This is a genomic window from Nitrosomonas sp., assembly GCF_040240425.1.
In the GTDB taxonomy this organism is placed as follows: Bacteria; Pseudomonadota; Gammaproteobacteria; order Burkholderiales; family Nitrosomonadaceae; genus Nitrosomonas.
Genome location: NZ_QPHG01000020.1, coordinates 15,082 through 36,868 on the forward strand (window position 1 = coordinate 15,082; position 21,787 = coordinate 36,868).

Below are 21,787 nucleotides of genomic sequence, written 5' to 3' on the forward strand. Positions count from 1 at the left end.
TCTCTTAGGTTTTTATTTTTTTGAATTGATGATTTTCATCATGATGCCCGTCATTTGTGTGCGGGTTTCTTCAATGTCTTTTAACAGACCATTAATTGTTTTCTTGTCAAAATGGGCTGCACGCCGATCATCGCTTAACCATAATTTTAAAAGCCCCCCTAGCCTGCCTAGATCACCGTTTATTTTTGCCAGTTCATTTACTTTTTGGTTATCCATGATGCTGGTTGGCTCATAACCTAAGCCTAGTTTTTTTAAATATTCTGAAATACTCAGGCCGCATTTTTCGGCTTGCTCCCTGATGATTTTTCCTTCTTCCGGTTCAACTGGAACCCTGAGATGGAGTTTGTATTTTCTTTTATTCTTTGGGTTTGTCTCACTCATTGCTTTGGTTGGTTCTTCGTTTTCTCGATTGCTTTTGTGTTTCTTATTTCATTTATTGGGTGTTGCCTCTACTTCGGACTTTGAATTTGCTTTGCGTCTGCTTTTGCTTCTGCTTTTACCCTTGCCTCGCAGAGCAGGATTATCGTTGAGCACACCGTGCGAATAAGAGCTTGTGATGTTGGATGACAAGTTTACTTGTTAGCTAACATCACATATCCTGCCCTATTTTGTAGTAATTGTCCTTGATTGAGTATAACATTATTGTTGTAACTTATTTAAGTGTAGTCTATTTTAACGAATTACGCGTATAGTATGTATGTTAGTAATTACTCTTAATTACTTCAGAGTTACTTCTTAATGCTCTTGATTGAATGGTAATGCTTGTGTGTTCATTCAATACAACTTATAGTCAATAATTATTACTAATACTGTACTGGGCTCTATAAGTGCTATGAAAAAGGATATTTCTGCGCGTCTTGCTGAAAAGTTAGCGCATAGTGATTCTCAACATGCAAAACGAAATCTTGCGATTTTCTTTGTTTTGCGCGATGAAATAAATTCAGCAATCAATACTGGGTGGTCGGTTAAGGATATCTGGCAGTTATTGCATGAAGAAAAAAAGATTTTAATTAGCTATCAAGTGTTCTTGAGGCTGGTTAAAAAACACACCGAATACACGGCTTTTAAAAGAAAAGGAAGTGGTAAAAAAATAAGTAAAGAAAATGAACTAGAACCAAAAACTGAAGCAAAAGAAACACAGAAATTAGCGAAGGATGCAGGTAAAGCGGAAGGTTTTGAATGGAATAATGAATCCAATTTAGATGATCTTGTTGGATGACTATAAAATTGTTTTAGATTCATCCAATGATGTCAGAAGTATTATTTCTCCATAATTTAACTCAAAGGATTATTCATAATGGCTAAAATACATATGGTATTGCAAGGCAAGGGAGGCGTTGGTAAATCTTTCATCGCATCAATCATTGCACAACATTGTTACGCCAAGAAAAAAGATACGCTTTGTATTGATACCGATCCGGTGAATGCCACTTTCCTTGGGTTTAAGAAATTAAATGTTAAAAAACTGGATTTAATGGAAGGTGATGAAATTGATCCTCGTAAATTTGATAATTTGGTTGAATTAATCTCCAAAAGTAAATCAGATGTAGTGATTGATAACGGCGCCAGCACCTTCGTGGCCTTATCCCATTATTTAATTAGTAACCACATACCTGCCCTGCTTAAAGAAATGGGACATGAGTTGATCGTGCATACCGTAATTACTGGCGGTCAGGCACTATCAGATACATTAAATGGGTTTGACTTAATGATTAAACAGTTCTCGAGTGATATTACTTTTGTCGTGTGGATTAACCCTTTCTGGGGAAAGATAGAATCCAATGGAAAGAGTTTCGAATCAATGAAAGTTTACTTGGATAACAAAAGTCGCGTATCAGCTATTATCAAAATACCAGACTATAAGGCTGAAACTTTCGGTCGTGATTTAAGTGAAATGTTACAAGCTAAACTGACTTTTGATGATGCGATAGATAAACCAGAATTAACAATTATGATGCGCCAACGGCTTAAAATAGTTAAAAGCCAACTCTTTGAGCAATTAGAAGGGGCACAAGCCGTATTAGCATGAGTACGATCGATGAAAAGATTGATGAAGCCATTCAGGAGATTGCTTCCGTACATGGCATAGCCGTATCAAAAGATGATCCCATCATGATATTGCATACCATGAATGATCGCCTCATTTCGGATAGCAAGGCTGCACAGCAGGAATTGTTGGATAATTTCCGAAGTGAACTTGAAGTGACTGTTTCTGAATTATCACTTCAAGCTAAAAACCATTCTGACCGAATTCTCAATACAACAATAACGACAAGCAAAAATGAAATTGCGCGAGTGATGGAAGAACAATCCCATATTATTATTGAGCGCTGGAAAGCTGATTTGCAAACTGAATTCAATGAAGCCTGCAAAACAATGACAACTTCAAGACAAACTGCAATATTGAATATTATTGCTTCATTTATTACTTTAATTTCTGCTGGAATTATTTTGACTATTTTTCTAACAAAATAAAAGGTAACACCAGAAGAAGCTACTCTACCCTATCGCAAGCTGAAGAAATATCATGAAGCATCATGACCGCAGCGCCGGTTACCAACTCCTGGAATCAGCCTCGCTGGTCGAATTCAGAATCGGCAAACCACTTATTCAAACCTGTACTGACGGGGAAAATATCTTCCTCCAGATTGATCTGATGTTGGGAGTCGCTGACGAGGAAGAATCCGCCGATATCGCTGAATGGGCGTCTTTTGGACTCATTTTCGCTCTGGCTGTTTTGTCTTTTGCAGATGCTCGACCACGGGGCTTATCAGATCAAGATTTGGTCGATGGCGACGAATTTACAGTAAGCGATTTGTTCGAGTGCCTACGCTTTGTCAGCGGAGAATTACGATTTTCATCCGATTACTTACGCGGACGTTGTATGAAGACAGACATCACCGTAAGAAAGGACGGCATGCTGACCTTGAGCACCAGAAATCGGGGACAAGCTGCATTGTTCTGGCTAGATCGATTACAAGGCAAAAAGAAGCTGGTACTCATATAAAACGATTACTCATCCATGTCGATCACCATGCCTCACATAATGACCAATTTGTTTTGACTATTTTTTCCTTGGAAATGCGCAAACCCCTTCAGACTAATTTCATATTGGAAGAGACTAGATTTTGACCTAATTGGCACGATTCGATTATAATGAACGATTCGAACGATATTAATAAGGTCACAATAATGGATGCACTTTCTGCCAATGAAGCAAAAACTCAATTTGGCGACATGCTGTTAAAAGCGCAGCGTGCCCCAATTCAAATTAACAAAAACGGGAAACCAGTTGCTGTAGTCATCTCGATGGATGAATACGAAAGCATTGAGGCGCTCAAGCTTCGATTTTTGCAATCGAGAGCCGTCCAAGCCCAAATGGATATCAAGGCGGGCAACATCGTTGATGGCGATTCTTTTTTTGGTACATTAGAAACTGATCAGTACGACTAATGCCTGGTTTTCGTTTAACCCCAGATGCTCAGACCGACCTTATTGAAATACGCCGTTTTACGATCAGACAATGGAGCAAAGCGCAGTCGCAAAAATATTTATCAGAACTTCAGCAAACGATTCGATTGCTGGCTGAAACACCTTCTCTCGGTAAATCAAGGCCAGATGTTGGACCGAACGTATTAAGTTTTCCCTGCTCAAGTCATGTCATTTACTACGTTGTGTATGAGCAACAATTGGTTGTATTCGGCGTATTGCACAAACGCATGGTGCCATTTAACCACCTTACTGTGCGAGAGGCGTTTTAATATGTAATAACTACCCCTATATTAATCAACAAATTCCTTTCTGCGACTGCGTTGTGCCGATTTCTCTACGTTTATTTTTCTATAGGGCTTATACAACCCTCCTTACGCTAAAGATAATCGGGACAGTTTATTTGTTATCTACACTACAAAATAAAAATATCGGTCGATTTTTGACGGAATTAGCCAGGATCCTAGCCCTTTCTGTTGTTCGGGAACATGCTTTATTACTCGCTATCCAACGACCGGAATACAATATTTGCGGTCTTCGTCGTTCCGATCTGAAAAATTATCTTCTTTATGTTTCCGTCGGATAGCTCTCTCGATACCTCAAACGTGTCGCTAAAACCTACCGATACTATCTAACGCGTAATGGTCGAGCAGCTGTCGCAACCTGTTAAAAAATAACAGCATTTACCATTTTTTAAATCATTTACTTAATCCCCCAGGATTTTCTGGAGACATATTTTCTTGACATCATTTAACTTGTAAGAGACTAAAACCCTAAATTATATTAATATTTAACGTACTACTATACATACGTACATATATTTTAACGTAAACTATTAGAGAAAAATCCATTGTACGTACAAACGTACGTGATATATTAAAGCAACTATACAAAAGTTTCATCTTGTATGTACGAATGTACGTTATTACGTCCTGACGTTATATTGACCTCATAAAAACATGATTCTTTTGCGTTCTCAATCAGGACATCTTATAAAGATTCTAGTATTAACGTACAACTATACATACGTATATATGTTAATACATCAATACGTATTAACGTTAGACATTACGTGAAAATTCATTTAACGTACAAATGTTATGATATATTAACGTAACTATATAAAGGTATCACCGTATATGTACGATTGTACGATTGTACGATTGTACGTTATTATGTATTGACGTTATCTGGGCCTCATAAAATATGGCTCATTTGCGTACTAGATCAGGATATCTTACAAAGATTCTAGTATGAACGTACAAATATACATGCGTACACATGTTAATACATTAATACGTATTCACGTTAAATATTTTGTGAAAATTCAATTAACGTACATACGTTGTGATATATTAACGTTATAATATAAATGTATTTTAATATTGGTACATTTGTGCGTTAATATACAACAACGTTTAAGGGCTTCATGAAAATCATTACTATAGCCACGCAGAAAGGGGGGGCAGGAAAAACAACTCTTGCTACAAATTTAGCAGTTGCAAGTGCAATGGCTAATAAAATCACATTGTTAATTGATGCGGATGCCGGACAAAAAACAGCCCTTGAATGGTTTCAAAAACGAGAGGATCAGAATAATCCACTTGTTATGGAAGCATCAGATCAAAATATGCTTTTTAAATTACTAGAATTAGCAGAAGAAAAGGGGGTAGATAGAGTTTTTATTGATACTCAAGGCGCTGATACTCCTCTTGTGAATGATGCGATTTCACGTTCTGATTTTTGTCTTATACCTTGTGGTTCTGGTGGTTTTGATGTACCTGCTCAACGTACCACTGCATCTGTAATTAGACGATTAGGGAAAAATGGTGCTTTTATTATCACGAAAGCTCAAGCAAGAGGACAAGAAGCAAAAGAAACTCGAATTATATTATCGGGACTTGGTTTTGGTAGTCCTGAGCAACAAACTACGAATCTAAAGGTGTATAAGGACGCTGCAATATGTAGTCTTTCGGTTCTTGAGTATGATCCTAAAAGTAAGGCTGCAGAAGAAATAAAGGTTTTGTTTAAATGGCTAGAGAAAAAGATTGCTATAAATCCTCTTTTAATAGATTTAGAAAAAGGAGTTTCTGAAAATGGTTAATAAAAAAAGAATAAATGCTCTTGCTTCTCTCGCTGAAGATATGAACGTACAAACACATGTACGTACAAACGAAAAAAAAATAAGTAGCATTCCCAATGAAACAGGACCAAAAGTAAAAACAAAGAGTAGGGTGGTTAGTAATGTTCCTTGGTACCCAAAGAGCGAGATTCTAAAAAAGGAACTGAAATTATTAGCTATCCATGAAAATTCTAGTCTTACTGCATTAATTGACGAAGGTATTAAATTGGTTTTAGAAAAGCGAGGAAAGGATATAAATGATTATCTATAACTTTTAACGTACAAGTATTTGTACGTTAAAACGTAATAATTAATCATTAGAGAAGAGTGCAATAAAATTACTGTCGTAATGGATGATAAAAGGTACTTGTATACTTTTTCTTTGTAACATTTTTATCCTTAAATCATCGGTTATAATTTGATTTTTTGAATAAGTTTATTAGAAACTTCAGTTGTACTTGTTTTGTTGTTTTCGTACTTAATATTCATCATGTGGCCTGTTTCGGGGATTTGGTCGAAACAGCTTAAATCATGCTTAATATATTGAGATCCATTCTTTTGATAAAGCACATTTTCTTTTTTGTCGATATGGATTACTTCTCCAATATTGTCTTTTGATTGGTCTGCATTAACAGCGTTGTATAAGTTATATAGGCCAGGTTTGATGCCCTCAGCTTTGCTTACTTTCTCTGTTTTCCACTCGCCAGTAAAATCGTTTTGAACTAATTTTTGTCCGTTCATTACAAGTAAACGTTTCTTCATAGTTGCTAATATCTTTAATTATCAAACGCGATTAAGTCAATTACTCAAAGTTTTGTTTTCTGTTTTTTTCTTGGAGTTAATTTTTTTAGTTTGTTTTTTACAATAAATAGTATTTAGGTTCAAATGAAATGAAATTGATTTAAGTTTGATTTCAGGTTATTAAAATATAAGTTGATGCAATACCTTATGTATTATTGTTATATCGTCTTAGATGTGCCTTAAAGTAGTTGAATGAAGCTTTTATTTCTTTGATGTACCTTTTATTTTACTATTGTTCTTGATGTGTATAATTTGGAAGTATTTTAAATATAATCTAGGTGGTTATAAAGACATATTACAATAAAGTTCAGAATGTTTTTATATGATTAAAAGAAGAAAAGAATAGAAAGTTATCCACAGGTAGAATAGTATATATTATCAATTACTTGTGTGAAAAAAACTGGTTTAACTGCTGGTCAAACCTATATCCCAGCTTTAAACTGCTGGTTAAACCTATATCTTCTTAGTTTATCTGCTGGTTAAACCTATATCATCTTCCGGTTAAACCTATAACTTCTTAGCTTTTCCGCTGGTTAAACCTATAACTTCTTAGTTTAACTGCTGGTCATACCTATAACATATTTATTATCTGCTGGATAAACCTATAACTATTAGCTGGTCAAACCTATAACATTTGCTGGTTAAACCTATAACTTCTCAGCTTATCTGCTGGTTAAACCTATAACATTTGCTGGTTAAACCTACCACTATGTTTTTTTGATAACTCGTATGCCTGATTTTTGCGCTATTGTTCTTATATCAGTTGTTCGTTTGTTAGAAGCTATTTGTTCTTTAATGAATTGTGGTGTTGCTTTAATTGTATATTTTATATCTGTTATAGCTCGTCCAATTTTACGTTCGTTAATTTTACAGCTAAGAATCACGCCTTTTTCTTTTAATTCATTAAAGGCTGATAGAATTTTGCTTCGATTGTTTCCTTCTTTATTCTGTTGTAATAGTCCACTTGCCTGTTTTATATCTGAATACATACATGAATATTCTGTGATGTGGCTGGCTTGGGTAAAGCGGTTGATTAGTCGTTTGTATAGCCATCGGGTTAGTTGCTCATCACAACTCATCAAGCGATCATAGTTAAATTGTCTATAATCAAGGTTGTTTATACTGTGGCTGATGAAGAGAGGTAATCTTGCGATGTGATGTGTATCGGTAGAAGCGAGGTATTCCTCGCGACCAACGGTTACAAGATCTTGTAGAATGGCGCCGCTCCATATTTCTTTTTTATTCTTATATAGGGCGATATTACATTTGTTCATGACCTCTATAGCTTGCTTGATTTCATCAATGCTTCTTGATCGTCCCTTTGTTTTAAGTGCTTTTTGTATCATTCCTAATGTGAATTTAATCCAACTTTCTGTTTTTTCAGGGTCATGAATAGCATATTGCTGATCACTAAATATCTTTTTTAGCGCCTCTTCTACAAGTTCTTCTGTGACGCCTGGAAAAAAAGCTTTGTATTTTCTATCTTTTTGTTTAATCAATGCCGGTTGAATCGAAACTGTGTATTCGTTTCCATTTTCCGTATAGGCCCATTCGTACGGTTCTGCTAGCCCATCAATAGTACGCAGCTTTTCGACTTGTTTAGCTGTAAAGAAATACTTTGGTATTCGCTCCCAAAGCTCAATCGTGTTAGAAACCTGACTTTGATCATTGGTTACAAATTGAGAAAATAAATCAAGCTGTAAGCTTTTTATAGGATCTTTGGGTGGCTTTTTCATTTGTTTGATTGTGTTTATTAAAACGGGCACATTTTTCATTAAAAGCAAACTCCCTTTATAAACCCTAAAAATGGATTAGAAGGTTTTTTTTCAGTTAAACCCTTCTTTGCCAAATTCCAGTATAAAGAATATTTGCTAAATAATACAACCATTATTCCGTTTATTTTTGTGCCTGTTTCTTAAATTAATCACCTTTAATTGTTTTTCCAAACGTAACGAGCTTGTTGAGTAAATAGGCCAATTGATTTTTTTCTTCTTTACTTAACAGCGTCAGTGTTTTATCCAGAACACTGTTTTTATTATTTATAATTACATAAAACTCATCGATCAATTTTACCATTGTAGCCATTGGAGGAATTGATTTAGTCGCCGGATTAGGATTCATAGTTACAGCAGTTACATCTTCATGAGTAATATCATTTGATTCTTGATAATGAGTGTCTTTATTTTTTATAAATTCACGGAAAAGTCTAATTGAACTGCGAGTTATCTCTTGATCGGGATTATTTAACCATTTAGTTAATCTTGCTTGATCCTGCTTATAAGCTCTTAAGAGATCGTTAATAACGATTACATCACGAATTTCCCCTGAATTGAATAATTTCGCGATTGGGTCAGGTAAATTCAGTAAATTGAGATGTTGTGACACAAACGCTTCCGATTTTCCAATTTCGTTGGCAACTTCCACGCTCTTTAACCCTTTGGATACCTGCCGACCGATAAAATCGGCTATTTCTCTTGGCGTTAAATTGTCTCGTTGCAGGTTCTCAATCAATTGATCTGATTGCGTATAATCTGAATCAATGAATGCAGGGATTGATTCTTTCCCGGCAAGAATAGAGGCACGAAAACGACGTGCCCCATGATTAATGATGAAATACCCATCCTTTTGTAAATTGGGATGCACAGAAATGGGTGTTTTTACTCCACGCAGACGAATAGTATCTGCAAGCTCCTGTAAGGTAACGGGGTCAAATTCATTACGAGGCTGATTAGGGTCTTCTTCAATTAAATCCAAGGCCAGTTCTAGTGAGGCTACTGTGCTGATTTTATCTTTTTGAGTTGTTTTTAATGTTCCAGCTGTTTTCTTCATGACTTTTGTAAGTAATTTATATTACGTAATTTTATTTATACATAACCAGTTCGGTAATTTAACATTCTTTATTATCAGTTTTTTTTGGTATACAGTGGCGGGCTCATGGTGTAAGTTAATGTTTATGTGCGACATATTGTCGCACCTGGTCATATTTTTAAGTTTAAAGTTGTTCTCAAACAATGGGTTGACTTTACCAGATAAAGAAACAGACTACATTTATTAAATGGATCGATAACTTGTACAATAAAATTCTTCTAACAAACATATTACGTCTAATCGAAGAACTGGGCATCAATAAAAAAGAACTGTCTGAAAGATCAGGTGTATCAACATCTTTTATGTCTGATCTTACGCATGATAAAGCCAATCCATCACTTAGAATCATGGAATCCATTGCCGATGCTTTGGAAACACCACTTCCAGCACTTCTGGAGCTGACAAATATTGATAAAGAAGTCGTGGATGAACTCATGAAAGGCAAGCCCCAATCAAGATTGCCAGAAGGGTATGTTCACGTGAGTGCGCTGCTTACTGATTTTCAGGCATATCAGGTATCCCTTTGGAATGAAGAGAATAAGAAACAGGTATTAACCCGTAAAAAAAGAAAAGTAAAATAGTAGTTGCATTAATTAGTATCTCGTTATATTGTTAATTAAGTTTAACAAATAAACGGGATATATCCATGTTGGATTCTGAAGATAGTTGCGCGACGCTGAAAGACAGAGCCAAGCGGAAGCTGGATCGAGACATGGGACCATTACTAATCAATGCGCTGAATGATCCCCAAACGGTCGAATTAATGGTCAACGCCGATGGTCGCGTATGGCTTGAAAAACTGGGTAAGACAATGGCGTGTATCGGTGATCTGCGGCCAGCCCAGGCCGAAGCCATTATCAAAACAGTTGCTGGATACCACAGCAAAGAAGTCACCAAGCTAAAACCCATTATTGAAGGCGAGTTTCCACTCGATGGTTCTCGTTTCGCCGGACAACTTCCCCCCATAGTCTCATCCCCAACATTCGCTATCCGCAAAAAAGCAGTTGCGATATTCACGCTAGAACAATACGTTGAACAAAGAATGATGACGGTTAAGCAATGCCAGAAAATCAAATCTGCCGTTGCAGAACATCGCAACATCCTTGTTGTGGGTGGCACCGGCTCCGGTAAAACCACACTGGTTAATGCAATCATCAATGAAATGGTCAACCATGATCCGACTGAGCGGATTTTCATCATTGAAGATACCGGGGAGATTCAATGTGCTGCAGAGAATTTTGTGCAATACCACACGTCATTAGATGTTTCGATGACCCAACTACTCAAAACAACGCTGCGCATGCGGCCAGATCGAATACTGGTAGGGGAGGTGAGGGGTGAGGAAGCACTGGATTTACTCGATGCCTGGAATACAGGCCATGAAGGTGGTGCGGCCACACTACACGCCAATGATGCACTTTCAGGACTAACAAGATTAAATTCATTAATTACACGTAACAAATCAGCACCGGCGGATATTGATGCACTAATCGGAGAAGTTGTGCATTTGGTCGTGCATATATTGCGCACACCAACGGGACGTCGTATTCAGGAAATCATAGAAGTTGATGGTCACAGGCGGGGTAGTTTCCGCATCAAAAAATTCTAAATCAAAGAAGAGGTATTCAATGAAATATGCAATGGCACTGGAAGACTCGAAAGCTTCTGTTCTCAAAAACTCATTAATCGTATTAATTCCTTTTCTGCTGCTCGTTCCGGAGCTAGCGCTTGCATCAGTGGGTGGCGGCGGTGCATTACCGTATGAAACTTGGCTTGTGAGTTTGAGAAACTCAGTCACCGGCCCCGTTGCTTTTACGCTCTCCATTGTCGGCATTGTTGTTGCCGGTGGTATTTTGATCTTTGGTGGCGAACTAAACGCATTTTTCAGAACATTGATTTTTATTGTCCTGGTCATGGCGCTATTGATCGGCGCGCAAAATATAATGACCAATCTGTTTGGTGGTGCTGTCATTTCATCTGGCGGCGAGGTATTACAACTCACGCCAGAATCGACTGACGAATTGATTACGCCAGAAAGTAACACAAGTGAGGGCAGGGGATAGCTATGTCCTTGCGCTTAACGCAGATCAGGCAATCCGCGAATCGCCCCAATCTTTTTATGGGCGGTGATAGGGAACTTGTCATGTTCTCCGGATTGTTGGCTTTTGCGTTGATATTCAGTGCATTTGAATTCAAGGCATTTGTATTTGGAACCACCTTATGGGTTTTTGCCTTATTTGCATTGCGCCTGATGGCAAAGAATGACCCGCTGTTACGCAAGGTGTATTTGCGGCACCGTAAATACAGAACCTATTATCCGGCACGTAGTACGCCTTTCTACGAAAACACCAATACACAAGGGAAACAATACCGATGATAGAGAGCGTAATTTTCTTTTTCTCCGGCAGCGGGATGGTGATGTTATTCATTTTGTTTATGCGGATTAACGTAGTCGGGAGCAAATCAAAATTAGTTAAGCACCGCTCTAAAGAACCCGGTTTTGTTGACCTGCTTATTTATGCGTCTGTAGTTGATGATGGTGTGATTGTCGGCAAAGATGGGTCGCTCATGGCGGCGTGGGCCTATCAGGGCGTAGACTCGAATAGCAGCACGGAAGCTGAACGCGACCAAGTATCCTTACAAATTAACCATGCTTTATCACGTATGGGTTCCGGTTGGATGATCCATATTGATGCTGTTCGTAAACCCGCCCCCGGTTATTGCGCCAAAGATGATTCGCATTTCCCGGATCCTGTCTCAGCAGCCATTGATGAAGAGCGGCGTGAATTTTTTGAGCGTGTGGGAACGTTATACGAAAGTAATTATGTGATAACAGCCACCTATTTACCGCCGCTACTGGCGCAACAGAAGTTTGTTGAACTGATGTTTGATGATGAGGGTGTGCCGGTTGATTCCAAAACCAGAACAATAGCCTTGCTTAGCCATTTTAAGCGCGAATGCGCGAATATTGAATCACACCTATCCAGTGTTTTCAGAATGAAGCGGTTGAAGGGTAAAACGATAACCAAAGAAGATAATTCGTCTGTTAATTATGATGCTTTTCTACGCTGGATACAATTTTGCATAAGCGGCCTTGATCATCCAGTGATTCTACCCAAAAATCCAATTTATCTGGATGCGCTATTAAGTGGTCAGGAGTTTTGGGGTGGGGTAGTACCTAAAATCGGACAGAATTTCATACAAGTCGTATCCATTGAGGGTTTTCCGCTTGCATCTTCGCCAGGGCTAATTAACTCGCTAGCTGATCTGCCTTGTTTATACCGTTGGTCAACTCGCTTCATTTTCATGGATACACACGAGGCGGTCGGCCACCTGGAGAAGTTCAGTAAAAAATGGAAACAAAAGATTCGCAGTTTCTTTGACCAGGTATTTAATTCGCATAGCAGTCATGTCGATCAAAACGCCATGAATATGGTCAGTGACGCACAAGCGGCCATTGCTGAGACAAATAGCGGCGAAGTGGCACAAGGTTACTATACCAGTGTGGTTGTGTTGATGAGTGAGAGCCGAGGGGATTTAGAGGCGTCCGCACGACAAGTGGCCAAAGCAATTAATCATTTGGGATTTGCCGCTCGAATTGAAACAATCAACACGATAGATGCGTACTTGGGCAGTTTGCCTGGACATGGTGTTGAGAATGTACGCCGCCCGCTTTTAAACACAATGAATCTGGCTGATTTGATGCCGAGCAATACAGTATGGCCGGGAAAGAATGAAGCGCCTTGTCCGATGTATCCGCCCATGGCTCCGCCACTCATGCACTGTACTACCCAAGGGGCTACGCCGTTTCGGTTAAACCTGCATGTGCGAGATTTGGGTCATACCTTCATGTTTGGCCCAACCGGTGCGGGTAAATCAACGCATTTGGCCCTCATAGCTGCGCAACTGCGGCGCTACGAGGGCATGTCCATCTATTGTTTTGATAAGGGCATGTCAATGTATCCGCTGACCAAGGCAGTTGGCGGAAAGCATTTTTCCGTTGCTGCAGATGATGACTCTCTGGCGTTTTGCCCCCTTCAATTTCTGGAAACAAAAGGTGATCGTGCATGGGCGCTGGAATGGATTAGCACCATCATCGAACTGAACAACAGTACGATTACACCAGCGCAACGTAATGAAATCAGTAACGCCATCACCAGCATGCACAGAAGTGGCGCAAAAACATTGTCTGAGTTTGTGGTAACGATTCAGGATGATTCCATCCGTGATGTACTGGCGCAGTACACGATCGATGGCATGATGGGTCATTTGCTGGATGCAGAAAATGACGGTTTGACCCTGTCGTCATTCACAACGTTCGAGATCGAGGAACTAATGAACCTGGGTCAGAAATATGCATTGCCAACCCTTTTGTATCTGTTTAGACGCATTGAACGTGATTTACACGGCCAACCGGCGGCAATCATACTGGATGAAGCTTGGCTTATGTTGGGTCATGCCGCGTTTCGTGAAAAAATCCGTGAATGGCTAAAAGTCATGCGCAAAGCAAATTGTTTCGTGCTGATGGCAACGCAAAGCTTATCCGATGCAGCCAACAGCGGCATTCTAGATGTGATTGTCGAATCCACCGCAACGAAGATATTCCTACCGAACGTACACGCACGTGATCAGGATACTGCGGCGTTATATCGACGCATGGGACTGAATACCCGCCAGATTGGAATCATCGCATCGGCGGTTGCTAAGCGCCAATATTATTATGTATCAGAAGATGGCAGAAGGCTCTACGACTTGGCATTAGGCAAACTAGCTCTAGCATTTGTCGGCTCATCAGATAAAGAATCAATTGCCACAATCAAGCAGTTGGTCGCAAAACATGGCGACAAATGGGTCAAGGAATGGCTGGATATTAAAGGACTTAAATTAAATAATGAGGCCATGTCATGAAGTCAATACAAGCATTACTCAATCTTAATCCCAAAAATGCACGATTAACTGATGAATTCATAGAAGGTGGCCGCCGCGAAGGGGAAAATGAGAATCCTTATTTATCCGGGCGGCGCTCGTGGAATGATCACATGGAATCTGTGGCTGCATCGCGCAATATGTGGCAGATACTGGCAATACTTTCACTGATGATCACACTAGCAGCCGTTGGGGGGATTATCCATATCGGCAGCCAGTCGAAGTTTATTCCCTACGTGGTACAAATTGATAACCTGGGGGAGGCGATAGCCGTGTCACGGGCAGACATGGCGGCACCGGCTGATCCTCGGGTTATTCACGCATCGGTCGCCGCATTTATTAATGATTTGCGGATGGTAACGCCTGATATTGCCCTACAGCGCCGCGCAATTTTTCGGGCATACGCCATGCTCTCATCGGATGATCCGGCAACCGCCAAAACCAACGTTTGGCTAAACGGTACGGATACGAGCAGCCCATTCAAACGCGCCGCGAATGAGACAGTGAATATTGAGATTGTCTCGGTTATTCCGCAAAGCCCTGAAACCTGGCAGGTGATCTGGAGAGAATCGGTTTATGACCGTCAAGGACATCCCAAAGAACCCCCCTTCATAATGCGCGCGCTTTTGACTATCTATAGCATTGATTCAACTGCAAATACAACTGAGGAACAAATTCGCAATAACCCGCTCGGCATTTATGTACGGGATTATTCTTGGGCAAAGCAAATATAAAAAGGAATGATAATGAAATACGCTCGATATGCACTTATTACTCTCTCTATTAGTTTGCTTCCTTCTGTTGTTTTAGGGGTAGGCAGTAATTTTCCTGATTCTTATTTTGCAAAAGACAATCCAACACTCACGCCACAGGAAAGGGCTTCAATTGAAATAGCCAAGAAATGGCAACAATCCAGCGCCACGGGAATCAAGCCGGTCGCTGGACCCGATGGCACTATCCGGTTTTTGTTTGGTGCGCAACAACCCAGCATTGTCTGCGCGGTATTGCAGGTTTGCGATATTCAATTACAACCCGGCGAACAAGTGAATTCTATTCACTTGGGTGATCAAGTGCGTTGGCAAGTCGAACCGGCAATAACAGGCCGTGCCGCGCTCGAGGTACAACATTTGATTGTGAAACCCCTCGATGTCGGGCTGGAAACCTCACTGGTTGTGACTACCGACCGGCGTACTTATCATATGCGGCTCAGATCCCACCGGCAGGAATTTATGCCGCGCGTTGCCTTTATTTATCCCGAAGATGCGCAGGCAAAATGGGATGCCGTCAAAATGAGAGAGAACCACGCAATGGAGATTAAATCATCTCGAACAATACCCTCGACGGGAGAGTATTTAGGCGATCTGGATTTTTTGTATAGCGTGTCTGGATCCGCAGCCTGGAAGCCACTGCGCGTCTATAACGATGGCAAGAAAACAATTATTCAGATGCCGACAACTTTTTCGCAACAGGAAGCGCCGGTTTTGATGGTGGTGCGTAAAGAAGGCGGCTTGTTCTCACAAGACACAGAGGTAATGGTTAATTACCGCTTGCAGCATGACCGGTACATCGTTGATGCGGTTTTTGATAAAGCGTATCTGATTGCGGGTGTAGGCAGCGATCAAAGCCGCGTGACGATCACCAAAACACAAGGAAATTAATATGTTCCGGTTATCAATTCTTGTTTTGATATTCATTCTGACTGGTTGTGCAACAACACAATTTGGCAATTTTGTGGCGCATAACGATGAGGCTCACAACAAAAGGATAGCCAGTGATGTGACAGGGCAACTAATACAGCTTTATCCACCGGCCAGCACTCAATTTAATATGCAACATCCAACGGTAGATTCATTTGGTGATGCTTTAGTAGATAATTTGCGAGCTGGTGGCTATGCCATCCATGAACATAAAAAATCAAACCTTAGCAAGTCAACGGATACACCTACATCGGATGGTATGACGCTTGGATATGTTTTTGACCAAATGGATGGCTTATACCGTCTCACAGTCTTTGTTGATCAGCATGTTCTAACTCGCGCGTATATTTTCAATGAGAGCACAATAAACCCGGCAGGTTACTGGGTTCGTAAGGAGTAAGTTATGAGTATGTCTGCTGACGCATCTCCTGAAACCATATCGTCATCTGGCGTGCGCCGGGTCAACAACCTTCCGATTTATATTGTTGTCGGTATCATGCTGGCTTTTTTATTAATCATGATGGTTGTGGCAATAAATCGCTCAGAACCACAAGACTCAAACAATGCCGAAGAAAGCAAAAAAGCTGGATCAAGCAATATGCTGGCCGCGTTTATTACGGGCGAATACAAGAAAGGCTTTATTGAAGCTGAAAGACCGGCAGCCATGGAATCTACACTGGAATTGCCGCCCCAAATCATTATTGCACGCCCTGGGAATCCTGATACTTTGGATTTACCGCCCTTGCCACCGGTTAGCATGCACGAAGTTAACCCGGATTTAGAGCATATACGCATGATGAAAATGCAATTATTCGAGCAAGCGGTCAAAGCAAAAACCAATGTGGCTATGGAAGCACCAAGAAGTGCTGGTGTTGGTTCATCTTCACCACCATCCGCCAGCTATGCTCCTTCTGGCGTAACACCCAGCAGGAAAGAAGCATTGGCACGAATAGCAGCAGTCAGGCAACAAGTCGATGCACAAGTCAACGATGATCCTGCTGCTACCTATCTTGCGCGATTACAACAAATCCAGGACAGTAGGCTTATCGGGGGCCGTGATGGTTTGGATGATTCAGCGGCAGAATTAATTGATGTGGATTCAAAAAGACCTAGTAACAATTATGCAAACTTTGATGCAACAGGGCAGGGGAGTCGTTGGAAACTGGACAGCAAGCCAGCAGCACCCGAAACACCGTATAGCCTACTGAGCGGATTTGTAATTCCGGCAGTGCTTATCTCCGGTATTAATTCAGAACTGCCCGGCCAAATCATGGCGCAAGTCAGTCAGGACATTTATGACACACCTGTTGGCAAATGGCGCTTGATACCTCAAGGCGCTCGTCTGGTCGGGAGTTATTCCAGCGAAGTTGCCTATGGTCAATCGCGTGTGCTGGTTGCATGGCAAAGAATTATTTTTCCCGATGGTAAAACAATGGATATTGGTGCGATGCCGGGAGCGGATGGTATCGGTCAAGCAGGATTCAAGGATCAAGTGAATAATCATTATTTACGCATATTCGGATCGGCATTATTGATGTCAGCTGTGATAGCAGGCGCCACCTACAGCCAGCGCGATGCCGGGGGAGGGGGCGTATTCGGGCGGCAAAATGCCGGTAGCATATTGAGTCAGTCGCTAGGCCAGCAACTTGGGCAAGCGACCACGCGGCTAATGATGAAAAATCTGAATATTGCGCCAACACTAGAGATACGCCCAGGTTTTAGATTCAATGTCATTGTTACCAAAGACATGGTCTTTTCTAAACCGTATCAATCATTTGATTATTAACGAAAGGAGTGATCTAACATGATAAACAGAAGAAATCTAACCGCCCTGTGGATAGCAATCCTGTTCGTAATGGGGAGTGCCGGTCATTCATCAAACATTAGAGCAGGGGGTATGGCTGTTATTGATATGGCGAATATTAAACAGACTTCGATTACCGCTTATGAAAATGTAGAGATGCGCCTCAAACAGATTGATCAGTATCGGACGCAATTGCAGCAATATGAAAACATGCTCCGCAACACGGTAGCGCCAGCAGCTTATGTCTGGGCAAAAGCGGAATATACGATGAATCGATTAGTTCAAGCATCCAATACACTTAAATATTATCAAGACCAGGGCGGCGTAGAGAACTATTTAAACAGGTACAGGAACGCCAGTTATTACAGTGGTTCTCCTTGTTTTAATTTGGGCGGTAACTGCACAGATACAGCCTGGGATTTGATAAAACAAGGGCAGAACACCAGCACAAACGCGCAAAAAAGCGCCAATGATGCGTCATTACGGGGCTTGGAAATACATCAAGATGGGGCGCCCCTCGATGCCGCGCATTTGCAATTGCTGCAATCACGGGCAGAAACAGCAGGAGGGCAGCTGGAGGCGATTCAGTACGCCAATCAACTGGCTGCTTACCAATCAAACCAACTTTTACAATTGCGAACCATGATGATTGCACAATTTAACGCAGAGAATGCCAAAAATCAGGCGCTTGTAGACAAAGAAGCGATAAATCAAGCTGCACATCAGGCCGCAACCAAACGGCTTAGCCCGGTTAACTTTCCCGCAGCAAAAATCTGGAATGTCAGAGACGCATTTTAACTTAAACCAAAGGACACAATTATGAAAACCAATCAAACAATCATTATTGCGATGACTGCGGTATTACTTTTAACTTTGGCTGGATGTCAGGAACCCAAGGGATATTTGGAGCTTAAAGAGCCAATGAAGCCCGTGAGTGAAATGACTCCTGCTATGAATTGGACTGTGAATGGCCCAGTTGATGCATCAGGTAATCCTATCGTACTTGAAAGAGTAGAGTAGCAATTCAAAATCGAATTGATTAGAGGATCAAGCCTGTGAATAAATCAAATCTATGTCTTTTGTTTAGTGCCTTGGGTCTGATGCTGCTCTCAACTGCTGCATTTGCTGAGTTGGCTTATATTGATCCAGTAACCAATCAAAGTATATTTGATCAGGTTGCGCAAAAGTTTTTAATTAAAGCCAAAGGCTGGCACGCCATTTTAGAGGGCGCAGCTATACGTTTGTTTTGGACGCTGGTGTTAATTTCCATGGTGTGGACGTTTGGCATGATGGTATTACGCAAAGCGGACATTGGTGATTTTTTTGCTGAATTCACCCGTTTCATCATATTCACAGGTTTTTTCTTCTGGTTATTAACCAACGCTGTTTCAGGACAAAACATTGCCGGATCAATTATCGAATCCATGCAGATGTTGGGCAATAAGGCTTCGGGAGGGACTGGTACGGGTCACGGTAATATTATGAACATAGCCTTCCAGATATGGGAAAAATTCCTCCAGAATGCATCTGTCTGGAACCCCATTGACAGCCTTATTGCCTTCGTCCTTTCACTCATTATTGTAATCATTCTGACGGTCGTCGCAGTCAACATGTTATTGCTGCTGATTTCGTCATGGGTGCTTCTGTATGCGGGCATTTTCTTTTTGGGTTTCGGCGGGGCGCGTTGGACAACTGATTTCGCGATCAACTATTACAAGACAGTATTAGGCATTGGTATTCAGCTGTTGGCCATGACGTTGATTGTTGGGATTGGTGGCGATTTTCTGACCAATTATTATGGAAAAATGAGTAAAACCATCATGAACTTTGAAGAATTGGGCGTGATGTTAATTTTTGCTGTTGCTTTTTATTTCCTGGTATCAAAACTACCGCCAATGATAGCCGGAATTATTACGGGTAGCAGTATTAATGCAGGAGGGGTTGGAAATTACAGTGGGGGACAAGTAGTAGGTGCAGCCGCCGCTACCATGGCTGTTGCCAGTATGGGCGCTACTTATTTAGCGGAAGGCGCGCGTCAAATGGCTGCTGCTTCATCAACTGCTGCCGATGCGGCAAAGTCTATCAATACATCCGGCGGAACACCCTTTGCTACACCGAATTCCGATGGTAGCGCACAAACGGTATCTCATGATCCATGGGAAGTACCTGATGATCATCTTACAAGAAAACCCAAGTAATGAATAAACTTAATAAGGAGGCTGTTATGGATAACAAATCAATTCTTTCTGTCATCATGCTTGTATTTATACTTGCTGGCTGTGCCAGTATGAGCGAATCACAGCAAGGCACAGCCAAAGGTACTGCAATGGGTACCGGCGCGGGTGCTGCGGTGGGTGCCATTATCGGCGCCATAGCAGGAGATCCGGCTCTTGGTGCAGGAATTGGTGCGGGTGTCGGGGCAGTGGGTGGATATATCTGGTCTAACCGGATGGAAGAACAAAAAAAGAAAATGGAAGTGGCTACCGAAGGCACAAAAGTATCAGTTACTCAAACCGCCGACAATCAATTAAAACTCAATGTTCCCAGCGACATTTCATTCGATACGGGACAATCCACCATAAAACCTGAAATGCATCCAGTACTCAATAGCCTGGCCAAAGGAATAATAAGTAATCCAAATTCCCAGGTAACCATTATTGGTTATACCGATGACACCGGCAATGATTCCATTAATAACCCTTTATCGGTGAACCGTGCTGCCAGTACACGTGCGTATCTAGCAAGCCAAGGTATTGCAATCAATCGTATCAGTATTGATGGTCGAGGTGCTTCAGAACCGGTGGTGGCCAATACCTCACCTGAAAATAGAGCAAAAAATCGTCGGGTAGAAATTTTTGTAAAAGAGCCGCAATCACAACAACAGACCCAGCCCCAAGAACAGCAACCTTATATTCAAAAACCGGCATATTAAACCATGATGGATTTGCCACCCGATCAGCAAGAAAGAATCGTGTGCTCAATCACAGCGGCCATAAAGTATGAAATACCGGCCAATATACTTTTGGCCGTTGCGGAAAAAGAAGGGGGCAAACCGGGGCAATGGGTGAGTAACCGCAATGGAACGCATGATGTGGGTTCAATGCAATTCAATACGGCCTACCTGGGCGATTTAGCCCGATACGGGATCACATCCAATGATGTCGCACAACCCGGTTGCTATCCCTATGATCTGGCAGCTTGGAGAATACGTTTGCATATCAAGCAGGATAAAGGCGATTTGTGGACAAAAGCGGCCAATTATCATTCGCGTACTCCAAAAGTTAATACAAAGTATCAGGCGGACTTGATGGCTAAAGCCGCTAAATGGGCGGATTGGCTAGAAAATCGTTTCATGACAGCGGACACAAACCAGAAAAAATAAGTTACTAACAAATTCCGTGGATAGAACTGTGAATAACCGATCTATGTCACGCAACGGTAATGTTATTTAGCCCTGCATAAATGACATGCAAAATCCTATGATCCTTTGTGGGAATAGACAAGGAATGAAACAAAGAATGATCGTAATGAATGGGTTTCGAATTTTGCAAAGCCACAATGGCCAGGGATGGGAAACTGTGGGCACAATAAAGAAGGTTGAGAAGGGTATTGTGGCAGGTGTTTATAACCTGTTTTTGTCAAAAGAAGCTGAAGCAAACAGTACCGTTTATGAAGGAATCATTCTTTATATAGACAAAGAAAAAGAAATTGTTTATCAAAAAGTAGATAAAGAATTTATCACACACAAACTGAAACCATTTAAAACCAAACCAACCATTGGCAAGAATGTTTCTATTCGGTACGACAATACCCAATTAAAGCTAACCTTAGAAAATCATTGCCTATAGATTTCTTACAGGAGTAAGTGAAATGAATAAGACAAAAAATGGGATAAATGGGATGTCGGTGGAAGACCTGAAGATCATGGACGAGATCATAGATGCGAAGCTTCAGGACGCTGAAATACCAGGCTTTCAAGCTGAATTTGATCCGATGGAAGCTGAAAGGATTGGGGCCTTTGAGGAAGATGCTCTGAGCGAACAAGATGCACTGGATAGCGTGATAGATCAACAAGCATAG

At 41.0% G+C, this 21,787-nt stretch carries 28 protein-coding genes; 24 read left to right on the top strand and 4 right to left on the bottom strand.

Annotated features, from left to right (window positions below):
- Positions 1-12 precede the first annotated feature (12 nt).
- A complete protein-coding gene (gene traJ, locus DU481_RS09195) occupies positions 13-381 on the bottom strand; it encodes a conjugal transfer transcriptional regulator TraJ (RefSeq protein ID WP_350133967.1) in 369 nt (122 codons plus the stop codon).
- 451 nt (positions 382-832) lie between these two features.
- Between traJ and DU481_RS09200 the strand changes: the two genes are divergently transcribed.
- The 8 genes from DU481_RS09200 to DU481_RS09235 all read left to right on the top strand — a co-directional run bounded on the left by DU481_RS09200 (position 833) and on the right by DU481_RS09235 (position 5,882).
- Complete coding sequence (locus DU481_RS09200) at positions 833-1,219, top strand: TraK family protein (RefSeq protein ID WP_110342095.1); 387 nt, start codon at positions 833-835, stop codon at positions 1,217-1,219.
- 78 nt (positions 1,220-1,297) lie between these two features.
- Positions 1,298-2,029 (top strand): nucleotide-binding protein, encoded by a 732-nt coding sequence (locus DU481_RS09205; RefSeq protein ID WP_350133969.1) that lies wholly within the window; start codon positions 1,298-1,300, stop codon positions 2,027-2,029.
- The gene (gene traM / locus DU481_RS09210) at positions 2,026-2,475 is read left to right on the top strand and encodes a conjugal transfer transcriptional regulator TraM (RefSeq protein ID WP_350133971.1); all 450 of its coding nucleotides are present in this window, start codon (positions 2,026-2,028) and stop codon (positions 2,473-2,475) included. Before DU481_RS09205 ends, traM begins: the two co-directional genes overlap by 4 nt.
- Before the next feature lie 52 nt (positions 2,476-2,527).
- On the top strand, positions 2,528-3,007 hold the full coding sequence (locus DU481_RS09215) for a hypothetical protein (protein WP_110342089.1): 480 nt from the start codon (positions 2,528-2,530) through the stop codon (positions 3,005-3,007).
- A gap of 149 nt (positions 3,008-3,156) precedes the next feature.
- Positions 3,157-3,453, top strand: a complete 297-nt coding sequence (locus DU481_RS09220; RefSeq protein ID WP_219999593.1) for a type II toxin-antitoxin system Phd/YefM family antitoxin — start codon at positions 3,157-3,159, stop codon at positions 3,451-3,453.
- Positions 3,453-3,761, top strand: coding sequence for a type II toxin-antitoxin system RelE/ParE family toxin (locus DU481_RS09225; RefSeq protein ID WP_110342085.1), 309 nt, complete (start codon positions 3,453-3,455; stop codon positions 3,759-3,761). Before DU481_RS09220 ends, DU481_RS09225 begins: the two co-directional genes overlap by 1 nt.
- A 1,157-nt stretch (positions 3,762-4,918) precedes the next feature.
- Positions 4,919-5,593: an AAA family ATPase gene (locus tag DU481_RS09230; RefSeq protein ID WP_110342083.1), complete on the top strand. Its 675-nt coding sequence runs from the start codon at positions 4,919-4,921 to the stop codon at positions 5,591-5,593.
- Positions 5,586-5,882 (top strand): ribbon-helix-helix domain-containing protein, encoded by a 297-nt coding sequence (locus tag DU481_RS09235; protein WP_110342081.1) that lies wholly within the window; start codon positions 5,586-5,588, stop codon positions 5,880-5,882. The genes DU481_RS09230 and DU481_RS09235 overlap by 8 nt, the downstream gene beginning before the upstream one ends.
- 140 nt (positions 5,883-6,022) lie before the next feature.
- On the opposite strand, the gene DU481_RS09240 is transcribed toward DU481_RS09235, so the two are convergent.
- The 3 genes from DU481_RS09240 to DU481_RS09250 form a co-directional block, all read right to left on the bottom strand.
- Complete coding sequence (locus DU481_RS09240; RefSeq protein ID WP_110342079.1) at positions 6,023-6,373, bottom strand: KfrB domain-containing protein; 351 nt, start codon at positions 6,371-6,373, stop codon at positions 6,023-6,025.
- A gap of 746 nt (positions 6,374-7,119) precedes the next feature.
- The gene (locus DU481_RS09245; RefSeq protein ID WP_110342077.1) at positions 7,120-8,187 is read right to left on the bottom strand and encodes a hypothetical protein; all 1,068 of its coding nucleotides are present in this window, start codon (positions 8,185-8,187) and stop codon (positions 7,120-7,122) included.
- Between the two features lie 145 nt (positions 8,188-8,332).
- Positions 8,333-9,241 carry a ParB/RepB/Spo0J family partition protein gene (locus DU481_RS09250; protein WP_350133976.1) on the bottom strand — a complete coding sequence of 303 codons (909 nt, stop codon included), beginning with the start codon at positions 9,239-9,241 and terminating at the stop codon, positions 8,333-8,335.
- Positions 9,242-9,480: 239 nt separating this feature from the next.
- Here DU481_RS09250 and DU481_RS09255 point away from each other — a divergent pair, with 239 nt between their 5' ends.
- The 16 genes from DU481_RS09255 (at position 9,481) to DU481_RS15580 (ending at position 21,787) form a co-directional block, all read left to right on the top strand.
- The gene (locus tag DU481_RS09255) at positions 9,481-9,861 is read left to right on the top strand and encodes a helix-turn-helix domain-containing protein (protein ID WP_110342073.1); all 381 of its coding nucleotides are present in this window, start codon (positions 9,481-9,483) and stop codon (positions 9,859-9,861) included.
- Positions 9,862-9,926: 65 nt separating this feature from the next.
- Entirely contained in the window at positions 9,927-10,889 is a 963-nt protein-coding gene (gene trbB / locus DU481_RS09260) for a P-type conjugative transfer ATPase TrbB (RefSeq protein WP_350133978.1), read from the top strand.
- Between the two features lie 31 nt (positions 10,890-10,920).
- Positions 10,921-11,343, top strand: a complete 423-nt coding sequence (locus tag DU481_RS09265) for a TrbC/VirB2 family protein (RefSeq protein ID WP_350133980.1) — start codon at positions 10,921-10,923, stop codon at positions 11,341-11,343.
- 2 nt (positions 11,344-11,345) lie between these two features.
- Complete coding sequence (locus DU481_RS09270) at positions 11,346-11,657, top strand: conjugal transfer protein TrbD (protein WP_350133982.1); 312 nt, start codon at positions 11,346-11,348, stop codon at positions 11,655-11,657.
- A gap of 41 nt (positions 11,658-11,698) precedes the next feature.
- The gene (locus DU481_RS09275) at positions 11,699-14,188 is read left to right on the top strand and encodes a VirB4 family type IV secretion/conjugal transfer ATPase (protein ID WP_350133984.1); all 2,490 of its coding nucleotides are present in this window, start codon (positions 11,699-11,701) and stop codon (positions 14,186-14,188) included.
- Complete coding sequence (locus DU481_RS09280) at positions 14,185-14,940, top strand: VirB8/TrbF family protein (RefSeq protein WP_350133986.1); 756 nt, start codon at positions 14,185-14,187, stop codon at positions 14,938-14,940. Before DU481_RS09275 ends, DU481_RS09280 begins: the two co-directional genes overlap by 4 nt.
- A 12-nt stretch (positions 14,941-14,952) precedes the next feature.
- A complete protein-coding gene (gene trbG, locus DU481_RS09285; protein ID WP_350133988.1) occupies positions 14,953-15,864 on the top strand; it encodes a P-type conjugative transfer protein TrbG in 912 nt (303 codons plus the stop codon).
- A gap of 1 nt (position 15,865) precedes the next feature.
- Complete coding sequence (locus DU481_RS09290; protein ID WP_350133990.1) at positions 15,866-16,303, top strand: conjugal transfer lipoprotein TrbH; 438 nt, start codon at positions 15,866-15,868, stop codon at positions 16,301-16,303.
- A 3-nt stretch (positions 16,304-16,306) separates the two neighbouring features.
- Positions 16,307-17,689, top strand: a complete 1,383-nt coding sequence (locus DU481_RS09295; RefSeq protein ID WP_350133992.1) for a TrbI/VirB10 family protein — start codon at positions 16,307-16,309, stop codon at positions 17,687-17,689.
- Between the two features lie 69 nt (positions 17,690-17,758).
- Entirely contained in the window at positions 17,759-18,505 is a 747-nt protein-coding gene (trbJ, locus tag DU481_RS09300; protein ID WP_350134025.1) for a P-type conjugative transfer protein TrbJ, read from the top strand.
- Positions 18,506-18,526: 21 nt separating this feature from the next.
- Positions 18,527-18,727: a hypothetical protein gene (locus DU481_RS09305; RefSeq protein WP_350133994.1), complete on the top strand. Its 201-nt coding sequence runs from the start codon at positions 18,527-18,529 to the stop codon at positions 18,725-18,727.
- A 35-nt stretch (positions 18,728-18,762) separates the two neighbouring features.
- Positions 18,763-19,905: a P-type conjugative transfer protein TrbL gene (gene trbL / locus DU481_RS09310; RefSeq protein ID WP_350133996.1), complete on the top strand. Its 1,143-nt coding sequence runs from the start codon at positions 18,763-18,765 to the stop codon at positions 19,903-19,905.
- A gap of 26 nt (positions 19,906-19,931) precedes the next feature.
- Positions 19,932-20,639, top strand: coding sequence for a YiaD family glycine zipper/OmpA-like lipoprotein (locus tag DU481_RS09315; RefSeq protein ID WP_350133998.1), 708 nt, complete (start codon positions 19,932-19,934; stop codon positions 20,637-20,639).
- Positions 20,640-20,642: 3 nt separating this feature from the next.
- Positions 20,643-21,089: a transglycosylase SLT domain-containing protein gene (locus DU481_RS09320; RefSeq protein WP_350134000.1), complete on the top strand. Its 447-nt coding sequence runs from the start codon at positions 20,643-20,645 to the stop codon at positions 21,087-21,089.
- Between the two features lie 85 nt (positions 21,090-21,174).
- Positions 21,175-21,555, top strand: a complete 381-nt coding sequence (locus tag DU481_RS09325; RefSeq protein WP_350134002.1) for a KfrB domain-containing protein — start codon at positions 21,175-21,177, stop codon at positions 21,553-21,555.
- A gap of 22 nt (positions 21,556-21,577) precedes the next feature.
- Positions 21,578-21,787: a conjugal transfer protein TraD gene (locus DU481_RS15580; RefSeq protein ID WP_502889936.1), complete on the top strand. Its 210-nt coding sequence runs from the start codon at positions 21,578-21,580 to the stop codon at positions 21,785-21,787.

What these genes read in the sequence shown, in the direction of transcription:
- DU481_RS09215 (WP_110342089.1), top strand. Translation starts at nt 2,528, where the DNA reads ATGAAGCATCATGACCGCAGCGCCGGTTACCAACTCCTGGAATCAGCC.
- DU481_RS09270 (WP_350133982.1), top strand. Translation starts at nt 11,346, where the DNA reads ATGTCCTTGCGCTTAACGCAGATCAGGCAATCCGCGAATCGCCCCAAT.
- traJ (WP_350133967.1), bottom strand. Translation starts at nt 381, where the DNA reads ATGAGTGAGACAAACCCAAAGAATAAAAGAAAATACAAACTCCATCTC.
- DU481_RS09200 (WP_110342095.1), top strand. Translation starts at nt 833, where the DNA reads ATGAAAAAGGATATTTCTGCGCGTCTTGCTGAAAAGTTAGCGCATAGT.
- DU481_RS09240 (WP_110342079.1), bottom strand. Translation starts at nt 6,373, where the DNA reads ATGAAGAAACGTTTACTTGTAATGAACGGACAAAAATTAGTTCAAAAC.
- DU481_RS09230 (WP_110342083.1), top strand. Translation starts at nt 4,919, where the DNA reads ATGAAAATCATTACTATAGCCACGCAGAAAGGGGGGGCAGGAAAAACA.
- trbB (WP_350133978.1), top strand. Translation starts at nt 9,927, where the DNA reads ATGTTGGATTCTGAAGATAGTTGCGCGACGCTGAAAGACAGAGCCAAG.
- DU481_RS09320 (WP_350134000.1), top strand. Translation starts at nt 20,643, where the DNA reads ATGATGGATTTGCCACCCGATCAGCAAGAAAGAATCGTGTGCTCAATC.
- DU481_RS09280 (WP_350133986.1), top strand. Translation starts at nt 14,185, where the DNA reads ATGAAGTCAATACAAGCATTACTCAATCTTAATCCCAAAAATGCACGA.
- DU481_RS09275 (WP_350133984.1), top strand. Translation starts at nt 11,699, where the DNA reads ATGTTATTCATTTTGTTTATGCGGATTAACGTAGTCGGGAGCAAATCA.
- DU481_RS09225 (WP_110342085.1), top strand. Translation starts at nt 3,453, where the DNA reads ATGCCTGGTTTTCGTTTAACCCCAGATGCTCAGACCGACCTTATTGAA.
- DU481_RS15580 (WP_502889936.1), top strand. Translation starts at nt 21,578, where the DNA reads ATGAATAAGACAAAAAATGGGATAAATGGGATGTCGGTGGAAGACCTG.
- DU481_RS09290 (WP_350133990.1), top strand. Translation starts at nt 15,866, where the DNA reads ATGTTCCGGTTATCAATTCTTGTTTTGATATTCATTCTGACTGGTTGT.
- DU481_RS09245 (WP_110342077.1), bottom strand. Translation starts at nt 8,187, where the DNA reads ATGAAAAATGTGCCCGTTTTAATAAACACAATCAAACAAATGAAAAAG.
- traM (WP_350133971.1), top strand. Translation starts at nt 2,026, where the DNA reads ATGAGTACGATCGATGAAAAGATTGATGAAGCCATTCAGGAGATTGCT.
- DU481_RS09235 (WP_110342081.1), top strand. Translation starts at nt 5,586, where the DNA reads ATGGTTAATAAAAAAAGAATAAATGCTCTTGCTTCTCTCGCTGAAGAT.
- trbG (WP_350133988.1), top strand. Translation starts at nt 14,953, where the DNA reads ATGAAATACGCTCGATATGCACTTATTACTCTCTCTATTAGTTTGCTT.
- DU481_RS09205 (WP_350133969.1), top strand. Translation starts at nt 1,298, where the DNA reads ATGGCTAAAATACATATGGTATTGCAAGGCAAGGGAGGCGTTGGTAAA.
- DU481_RS09325 (WP_350134002.1), top strand. Translation starts at nt 21,175, where the DNA reads ATGCAAAATCCTATGATCCTTTGTGGGAATAGACAAGGAATGAAACAA.
- DU481_RS09220 (WP_219999593.1), top strand. Translation starts at nt 3,157, where the DNA reads ATGAACGATTCGAACGATATTAATAAGGTCACAATAATGGATGCACTT.
- DU481_RS09295 (WP_350133992.1), top strand. Translation starts at nt 16,307, where the DNA reads ATGAGTATGTCTGCTGACGCATCTCCTGAAACCATATCGTCATCTGGC.
- trbJ (WP_350134025.1), top strand. Translation starts at nt 17,759, where the DNA reads ATGGGGAGTGCCGGTCATTCATCAAACATTAGAGCAGGGGGTATGGCT.
- DU481_RS09315 (WP_350133998.1), top strand. Translation starts at nt 19,932, where the DNA reads ATGGATAACAAATCAATTCTTTCTGTCATCATGCTTGTATTTATACTT.
- DU481_RS09305 (WP_350133994.1), top strand. Translation starts at nt 18,527, where the DNA reads ATGAAAACCAATCAAACAATCATTATTGCGATGACTGCGGTATTACTT.
- DU481_RS09265 (WP_350133980.1), top strand. Translation starts at nt 10,921, where the DNA reads ATGGCACTGGAAGACTCGAAAGCTTCTGTTCTCAAAAACTCATTAATC.
- DU481_RS09250 (WP_350133976.1), bottom strand. Translation starts at nt 9,241, where the DNA reads ATGAAGAAAACAGCTGGAACATTAAAAACAACTCAAAAAGATAAAATC.